Annotated in this window: 7 protein-coding genes; 1 reads left to right on the forward strand and 6 read right to left on the reverse strand. The window is 75.7% G+C overall.

Features of this window, described 5'->3' with window-relative positions; all coding sequences use genetic code 11:
- Positions 1–2,465 (forward strand): ABC transporter permease (locus tag ACZ6ZR_RS38140; RefSeq protein WP_465650568.1); only part of this gene is annotated, 2,465 nt, incomplete at its 5' end.
- Positions 2,466–2,637: 172 nt separating this feature from the next.
- Here the strand turns inward: ACZ6ZR_RS38140 and efeB are convergent.
- The 6 genes from efeB to ACZ6ZR_RS38170 form a co-directional block, all read right to left on the reverse strand.
- Positions 2,638–3,876, reverse strand: a complete 1,239-nt coding sequence (efeB, locus tag ACZ6ZR_RS38145) for an iron uptake transporter deferrochelatase/peroxidase subunit (protein ID WP_465650570.1) — start codon at positions 3,874–3,876, stop codon at positions 2,638–2,640.
- Positions 3,877–3,881: 5 nt separating this feature from the next.
- On the reverse strand, positions 3,882–5,945 hold the full coding sequence (locus ACZ6ZR_RS38150) for a copper resistance CopC/CopD family protein (RefSeq protein ID WP_465650572.1): 2,064 nt from the start codon (positions 5,943–5,945) through the stop codon (positions 3,882–3,884).
- Positions 5,946–5,951: 6 nt separating this feature from the next.
- Positions 5,952–6,428, reverse strand: coding sequence for a copper chaperone PCu(A)C (locus ACZ6ZR_RS38155; RefSeq protein ID WP_465650574.1), 477 nt, complete (start codon positions 6,426–6,428; stop codon positions 5,952–5,954).
- Positions 6,425–7,105, reverse strand: coding sequence for an SCO family protein (locus ACZ6ZR_RS38160; protein ID WP_465650576.1), 681 nt, complete (start codon positions 7,103–7,105; stop codon positions 6,425–6,427). The genes ACZ6ZR_RS38155 and ACZ6ZR_RS38160 overlap by 4 nt, the downstream gene beginning before the upstream one ends.
- An 80-nt stretch (positions 7,106–7,185) precedes the next feature.
- The gene (locus ACZ6ZR_RS38165) at positions 7,186–7,935 is read right to left on the reverse strand and encodes a YcnI family copper-binding membrane protein (protein WP_465650578.1); all 750 of its coding nucleotides are present in this window, start codon (positions 7,933–7,935) and stop codon (positions 7,186–7,188) included.
- Positions 7,936–8,080: 145 nt separating this feature from the next.
- The coding region (locus ACZ6ZR_RS38170; RefSeq protein ID WP_465650580.1) for a hypothetical protein at positions 8,081–8,681 on the reverse strand (601 nt) is incomplete at its 5' end.

The raw sequence follows: 8,681 nt of genomic DNA on the forward strand, positions 1-8,681 counted from the left end.
TCGGCGGTGGCGGCATGAGCAGCCTCGGCCTGGCCGTCGCCTCGGTGCGGGCCCGCCCGGCGGCCTTCGTCGGCAGTTTCGTCGCGCTGCTCTTCGGCGCGATCGTCACCATCGCCTGCGGCACCCTGCTGCAGACCGGCGTGACCGCCTCCCTCCCGCCGGTGAAGTACGCCGGGGCGCCGGTCGTGGTGGCGGCCGAGGCGGCCGCCGAGGTGACCCTCCCGGTGCGCGGCGAGAAGCCGGAGACCACCCGCGTCACGCTGCCCGAACGGGCAAGGGTCGACCTTGAGTTGACCGCCCGGATCGCCTCCCTCCCGGGCGTCGCCTCGGCCGTCCCCGAGCTCTCCTTCCCCGTCGGTACCACCGCCGGCCCGTCCACGGCCACCGCCCTGGCCGGCGCCGACGGCCTCCAGGGCAGGGCCCCCGCCGCCGGCGAGCTGGCGGCCGGCGCGGACACCCCGTACCGACCCGGCGACCGGATCACCCTCAACACGCCCTCCGGCAACCACGGTTACCTCGTCACCGGCACCCTCCCCAACCGGGCCGGCCTCTGGCTCGACCCCGCCGAGGCGGCCCGCGCCGCCGGCCACCCGGGCCGGGTGGACGCCATCGCGGTGCAGCCGAAGCCCGGTGTCGGCACCGCCGAACTGGCCTCCCAGGTCAAGACGGTGGCCACCGGCGCCAAGGTGCTGACCGGTGACGACCGTGCCACCGCCGAGCAGCCGCAGCTCGCGAACACCCGCGAGATGCTGACCGCCCTCGGCGGCTCCTTCGGCGGCATCACCGCCATGACGGCGGTCTTCGTCGTGCTCGGCACCGTGGCTCTGGCCACCAACCAGCGGGCCCGGGAGTTCGCCCTGCTGCGCGCGGTCGGTGCCACCCCGGGCCAGATCCGCCGCACGGTGGCCACCGAGGCGGCGCTGCTGGCGCCGGTGGCGGGGGCCCTGGCCGTGCTGCCCGGGATCGGCCTGGCCCGTTGGTGGTTCGGGCAGATGACGGACCGTGGGATGGTCGCCGAAGGCGTGCGGCTGAGCACCGGACCGATCCCGGTGCTGGCCGCCGTCGGCGCCGGACTGCTCTCCGCCCTCCTGGGCGGCTGGCTGGCCGCCCGCCGCCCGGCGAAGCTGCGGCCCGGTCTGGCGCTCAGCGAGTCGGCGGCGGAGCGCCCCCGGCTCGGTCCGGTCCGGACCGCCTTCGGCGTGCTGGCCCTGGCCGGTGGCGTCGTCCTGGCCGGTGTCGCGGCGAACCTCGGCGGCGCGGACGCCGCCAACACCGCGCTGGGCGTGGTGATGTGCCTGCTGCTGGCGGTCGGCCTGCTCGGCCCGCTGCTGGCCCGGATCTCCGCCGCGGTGCTGGGCGGACCGCTCCGCCTGCGCGGCGCAGCCGCCTCGCTGGCCGCCGACAACACCCGGGCCAACGCCCGTCGGCTGGCCTCGGCGATCACCCCGATCGTGATGGTCACCGCCTTCTGCGGCACCCTGCTCTTCCTGCAGAGCACCCTCACCCACGCCGCGGGCGACCAGGCCCGCCGCGGCCTGGTCGCCGACCACGTGGTCAGCTCCACCGGCCCGGGGCTGTCCCCGGACACGGTGGCCAGGGCGGCCCGCCTGCCCGGCGTCGGCGCGGCGGTCGGCGTCCTGGACACCGCGGTCGCCTTCCGCTCCGGCGACACCCCGGCCACCGCCACCGCCCTGGGCCTCTCCGGTGACCCGTCCTCCTACGCCCGGGTGCTCGACCTCGGCCTGCGCAGCGGCGACCTGGCCGGTCTGGCCCGCCCCGGCACGGTCGCCCTGGACGCAGCGGTGGCCCACGACCTCGGGGTGACGGTCGGTCAGCACGCCAAGCTCTGGCTGGGCGACGGCACCCCCGCCGAGCCCCTCGTGGTGGCCACTTACGAGCGCGGCCTCGGCCTCGGCCAGGCCGTCCTGCCCCGGGCCGACCTGGCCGCCCACGTCACCACCGGCTACGACGCCCGGCTGCTGGTCCGGGCCGCGGACGGAGCCGACCGGCCGGCGGTGGCCCGGGAGTTGGCCGGCCTCGGCGTGGTCACGGTGACCGAGGCGGCCGAGCACGGCGCCAGGGCCGACCGCGACCGCGAGGCCGGCGGCTGGGCGAACTCCGTGATGGCGGCGGTGCTCGGCGGCTTCGCGGCCGTGGCCGCGGCCAACACCCTGGTGATGACGGTCCTCGACCGCCGCCGCGAACTCACCCTCCTCCGGCTGGCCGGGTCGACCCGCCGTCAGATCCGCGGCATGCTCCGTTGGGAGGGCCTCCTGGTCGCCTCGGCCGGCCTCCTGATCGGCACCGCCATCGCCTGGGCCACCCTCACCCCCATCGCCCGCGGCCTCACCGGCGGCACCCCGTACATCCCCGCCGGCCTCGCCCTCCCCCTCGCCGCCGGAGTGGTCCTCCTGGCCGTGGCCGCCACCGCGCTCCCGGGGAGGTTGGTCACGTCGCGGCGCTGAGGAAATCGGTCACACCAGGGGCGCGAGGAACTGCGCGAATCGGAAGGCGGACCAGCGTTGGATCGGGGCAGGTGAGCCAGTTGCACGTGGTGCCGTTCCCCCGCGCGCAGTTCCTCGCGCCCCTGAGGTCGCTGCAACCGGACCTCGCGCTCCCAAGCATCATCACCACCCGTCAGCTCTCCAGCAGCTGCTGCCCGACGTACCCGCCCTCCGGTGCGCCGGGCGGCACCGCGTACAGCCCCGAACTCTCGTGCCGCAGGAACCGCGAGAGCCCGTCCCCCCGCGCCAGCTTCCGCTGCACCGGGACGAACCCCCGGAGCGGGTCGGCCTGGTACGCGACGAAGAGCAGCCCCGCGTCCGGCGACCCGTCCGCCGTCACCCCGTCCGCGTACGAGAACCCCCGCCGCAGCATGGCGGCCCCGCCGTTGGCGGCGGGCGCCGCCACCCGGACGTGGGCGTCGGCGGGGATCAGCAGCCCGCCGTCCGGGCCGGTCGCGGTGAGGTCCACCGGGGTCAGCTCGCCGCCCCCCGACAGCGGACCGCCGTCCGACTTCCGCCGCCCGATCACCCGCTCCTGACGGTCCGTCGGCAGGCTCTCCCAGTTGTCGAGCAGCATCCGGATCCGCCGCACCACCGCGTACGTCCCGCCCCGCATCCAGTCGGACCCGCCCGCGAAGATCTTCTCCTCGAACCCGGGATCGCCCGCCTTCGGGTTCCCGGTGCCGTCGACCTGGCCCATCAGGTTCCGCGGCGTCAGCGGCCGCTCGGTGGCCCCGGGCGTCCGGCTGAAGCCCGCCATCTGCCACCGCAGCGAGGCCACTCCCGCCGCCTGACGCTGGAGCACCCGGAACGCGTGGAACACCACCAGGGCGTCGTCCGCACCGATCTGCACCCAGAGGTCACCCTCGCTCCGCGCCGGGTCGATGGCGTCCTCCGGGAAGGCCGGCAGCGGGGCCAGCGCGGCCGGCCGACGGTCCGTCAGCCCGGCCTTCTCGAAGAGCGCGGCCCCGAACCCGAAGGTGAAGGTCAGCCCGCACGGCCCGGCGTCCAACGCGATCTGGTTCTCCGCCGACTCGGCGGTCTCCCCTCGCGCCAGCCGGGCGGCGGTCGCCGACCACTGCCGCAGCAGCTGCCGCAGCCCGTCCCGGCCCACCCCCGGGGCCAGGTCGAAGGCGGCCAACTGCACCCTGGCCTGGCCCGGTTGGGTGATCCCGGCCTGCCGGGCGCCGAAGAACGGCACGGCCGCCCGGCCGAGCGCCGCAGACGACCCGACGCCGTCCGCAGGAGGGCCGTCCAACGCCTCCCGCCCCAACGCGCCGCCGGCCACTCCGCCGACCGCCCCGACGGTCAGACCGGCGGCGCCGACACCGCCCAGGACGGTCCGGCGGGAGAGGTTCGGGGAGGCGGTCATGGTGCTCAGCCGATCTTCAGGGGTTTCACCTCGGTCACCTGGTCGATGTCGGAGGACCGTACGGTCACCGACACCACCCAGGTGCCCGCCAGCGGGAGTTGGGCCTGCCCGGTCCACTTGCCGGGGCCGCCGGCCCGCAGGGCGACCGGCAGCGGGCCGAGGTCGCGGTCCGGCAGGGTGACGGCCAGCTGGACCTCGGGCACCTCGACGGGCTGCCCGGCGGTGTCGGTCAGGGTCAGCGTGGCCGCGTTGAGCCCGACCCCGGCGGGGTTGAGCGTGACGACGGCGGTGCCCTTGGCGTTGGGGGTGCGGCCGCCGGTGTCGTACGGGAGCTTGAGCTCCACGGTCTTGCCGGGGACCGCGCCGTCCCGGACCGGGTTGCGGTCGCTCGCGCCCGGTGCGGCGGAGCTGCCGCCGCCGGGGGAGGCGGCCACCGCCTCGGCCACCTTGCCGGGCGGGGTGTTGGTCAGCATGGTGGTGACGACCAGGACGGCGACCGCCACGGCGGCCTCCACCAGTACCGAGCGCCGCAGCCCGGCCCGGGCGGGGGTGCCGTCCCGTTCCTGACGCTCCGTCGCCTCGGCCCGCGCGGCCCGCTGCAACGCCAACTGCGCGGCCCGCACCGGATCCTCCTCGGCCCCGCCGCCGCTCCCGCCGGGAACGGCCTCGACACCACCCGCCGCGCCACCCTTCGGGGCCACGGCCTCCCGCACCTCGGCCACCGCCTCGACCGCGACGTCAACGGTCTCCGAGGCCGCGTCCGGCTCGGCCCGCAGCCGCGCCACCCACGCCCGGGAGAACCGGGCCACCCCGACCATCGCGACCACCACGCCGGTCTTCACCAGCAGCAGCCGCCCGTAGTCGGTGTCCACCAGCGCGGCCCAGCTGCCCAGCCCGCGCCAGGACTGGTACAGCCCGGTGGCCACCAGTGCCGCGACCGACCAGAAGGCCAGCCGGGAGAAGAGCCGCACCGCCCGCACCCCGACACCGGCCCGCAGGCCGATCAGCAGCGTCGCCAGCCCGCCCAGCCAGAGCGCCATCGCCAGCAGGTGCACCATCGCGCTGGGCAGGGCCAGCCAGACCTGCTCGCCGACCGAGGCGTGGTCCGCCCCGGCCCAGGTGGCGGAGAGCGCCACCGCGAGCACCAGACCGGCCACCCCGAGGCCCAACCGGGCGTCCCGGAGCGGACGTTCGGCGGCCTTGCGCTCCAGCCGCCGCAGCTCGTCCTCCTCCTCGGAGCCACCCGCTCCGACCGTGACCGCCCCGACCGCCACCGGCACGGCCGACCGGTTCTGCCCCAACTGCCCCACCAGCAACGACAGGAAGACCCCGGCGGCGGCGAGCAGCAGCAGTCGCACCGAGAGCGCGGTGCCGATCCGCTCGTCCAGCGTGGCGCGCACCAGCGAGAGGTCGAGCGCCTGCCCGATCCCGGTGCCCCGCTCGTACGGGCCGCGCAGCAGCAGCACCCCGACGGTGGAGACCAGCAGCGCGATCCAACCACCCATCAGCAGTCGCTGCACCGCCCGCACCGCGACCCCGGCGGGCCAGCAGATCAGCACGAACGCGGCCGCGCCGGCCAGCAGCGCGAAGGAGCCGTAGGCGATGGCCCGGCCGGTGCCGTAGAAGAAGGCCACCGTGGAGTCGGCCTTGGCGTCCTGGAGCGCGGCGGCGGAGACGGTGGTGGCGGAGGGGGCGCCGATCGAGAAGACGAAGGCGCCGCCGATCGGGTGCGAGTCCTCGGAGACGGCCCGCCAGGCGACGGTGTAGGTGCCGTTCGCCAGGCCGCCCTTGAGGCCGACCCGGGCGGTGGCGGCCTTGCCGTCCACGTGGCCGGGCGTGCCGTTGTCCACCGCCGCGCCGTCGGGGCCGAGCACCCGCACCGAGTCCGGCGAGAGCGAGACGCCCTCGCTGAAGGTCAGCGTCACGGCCGCCGGGGCGTCGTGCAGCACCGTGTTGGCCGCCGGGTCGGTGGTGACCAGCGCGGCGTGCGCGGAGGCCGTCCCGGCCCCGCCGATCAGCAGCACCAGAACCGCGCCCGCCAGCGCGAGCAGAGCACCGAGCCTTCTCATGGGTCGTCAGCTTCCCGGTCGGTAGGTGAGCGGCTGGACCGGGACCTTGACGGCCACCGTCCCGCCCTTCTTGAAGGTGAGGTCGAGTTCGAGCTGGTCGCCGACGGCGGGCGCCTTCTCCCAGCCCATGATCATCAGGTGGTTCCCGCCCCGGGCCAGCTGCAGCTCGCCGCGGGAGGGCACCGGGAAGGACTCCACCTCCTCCATCGTCTTCTCGGTGGAGCGGTGCATGGTGACCGACGCGGCGGCCGGGCTGGAGACCTTCACCAGCTCGTCGGCGCCGCCCTCGTTACGGACCGTCAGATAACCGGCGCCCATCCCGTTCGGGCTGGCGGGCAGCGGGATGTAGGAGTCGACCACGCTCAGCTTCGGGGCGGCCCCGGCCGACGGGGAGTCGGACCCGCAGCCGACGAGTATCGTCCCGGCGGTCAGCGCGGCGGCCACGCCCGCCCCGATCAGGGCGCTGCGGCGGAAGCCGGTCATGCGGCCACCCCCTTGGCCAGCAGCGGGAGGTCGTGCGCGAAGGTCTGGGTGGAGGTGCTGCTCAGGTAGAGCAGATGGGCCTTGTCGTCCGAGGGCAGGAAGCCCAGGACCTGGGCGCCGTGCGAGGAGGTGACGGTGCCGTCCTTGTTCACGATCGGGTCCTCGACCAGCACGCCGAGGCCCTTGGCGGCGGCCTTCACCTTCTCCAGGTCGCCGGTCAGGCCGGTGAAGCTCTTGCCCATCGAGTCCAGCCAGGTGCGCAGCACCTTCGGGGTGTCCCGCTCCGGGTCGGTGGAGACGAAGACCACGTCGATCTTCTGCTGCTCCTCCGGCGAGAGCTTGGACATCGCCACGCCGATGTCGCCCATGGTGGTCGGGCAGACGTCCGGGCAACTGGTGTAGCCGAAGAACAGCAGGGTGGCCCGGCCGGCGGTCTTGGCGCGCAGGTCGTACGGCTGGCCGGAGGTGTCGTTGAGCACCAGGTCGGGCTTGTCGAAGTGCTTGCTCAGCACGGTGGCCTGGTAGGGGGAGTTGCTGCTCTCCTTCGAGAGCTTGGCGGGGGAGCCCTGGCCGGAGCCGGAGGAGCCGCAGGCGCTCAGGGTGAGGGCGGCGGTCAGCGCGAGGGCGGCGGCGCCGAGCAGTCGGGGGGTGGTCCGTCGGGTGGTGCGGGGTGCCATGGTGATCCGTTCGTGGGGCGTGCTGCTGCGGCCTGGTCCGGGCCGCCGCCTGGCGTGCGGCGGCCCGGACCGGCCCTGAATCAGGAGGCGCTGCTCTTGCGGCGCAGACCGAGGACGCCGAGCGCGGCGCCGAGCACGCCGACCACGATGCCGACCACGCCGAGGGTGCGGGCGGTGGAGTCGTCGGCCTTCGCCACGGCCTGGCCGTGACCGCCGTCCTTCGCCGCGTCCTTCGCGGCGTCGGCCGAACCGGCCGCGTGGTGGTCGGCGCCGGCGGCCGCGGCCGGGGCCTTGGTGAGGGTCAGCACCGGGGCGGGCTTGGCGGGCTCGGGCTGGCCCTCCTTGGCCTCGTCGATCCAGCGCACCAGGTCGCCGTTGTCGTAGGTCTGGAGCGCCTTGAAGGTGAGCTTCTCGGTGTCGGTCGGCAGCGCGCCGAGCGAGACCTTGAACTCCTGGAACTGGCCGGGGGCGATCTTGGCGCCGCCCTCGGCGGTCCAGGTGATCTTGGAGACGGCCTCGGTGATGTCCTGGCCGTGCGCCTTCAGCGGCTTGTCGAGCTTGGACTTCTCCAGCACGGCGGTCCAGCCCGGCACCGGCAGGACGCGGACCGAGGCCATCGGGTGGTCCAGCGGCAGGTTGACCTCGAGCTTCACGGTCGAGGCGGTGTCGCTCTCGTTCGGCACCCGGAAGTCGACGGCGGTGTAGCCGCCCTGCTGGGCCGAGCCCGGCTGGACGGTGACGTGCGCGAACGCGGGGGCGGCCAGGGCCAGCACCGAGGCGGCGGCGACGGCGGCGGCACCGGCGAGACGACGGGCAGGAGAGATGCGCATGGTGTGTGGACTCCAGACGGAGACGGCGGGCGGCCGCGACGGCCGTGGAAGACGGCGCGCGGGCCCGAGGGGTACGGGACGTGGCGGATCTGACGAGCGGTCAGCACACTTCGCACGCCGTACGGAGCCCCGTGGGGCCCCTGCGTCAGCGCGCGAACCCGTACCCGGGAGGGCCGCGCCGGAGCAGGCTGTGCCGCAGTGACACGGCGGCGGGCAGCCGCCAGTCGCCCGCCCGGGGCGTACGCAGGGCGCGCGGCGCGGGCAGCGGGCCGAGCAGCAGCGCCAGCACCAGGGCCAGCACCGTACGGAGCGGGGCGGCACACTCCTGCGCCGCCCGCGCGGTCAGCCGGAGCAGCCGCCAGAGCGCGGCCTCCCCCCGGCGCAGCCACCAGCCGGCCACCACGGCGGCGGCCAGGTGGCCCAGCAGCATCGGGACGGTCATCCCGAGGAAGCCCTGGTCCGTGGCGGTGGCGGTCATCGGGTAGGCCAGCGGGTCGAGCCCGGCCGCCCGGACGAGCTGCGCCGGATCCCCGGCCAGCGGGAGCCCGGTCTCGTTGCAGACCAGCCGCCCGGCCACCTGAGGCAGCGTCAGCCCGCCGTGGTGCATGCCGGCCATCCCGGCCGTCGCCGTCCCGGCGAAGCCCCCGCAGGCGGAGTGGAACAGCAGGTGCAGCCCCAGCTGCCCGGCGCCCAGCGCCCCGGCGATCGAGCCGAGCGAACGCTCCCGGCCGCCGAGCGCGGTGGCC

The sequence above is a fragment of the Kitasatospora sp. NPDC088742 genome, from assembly GCF_055584905.1.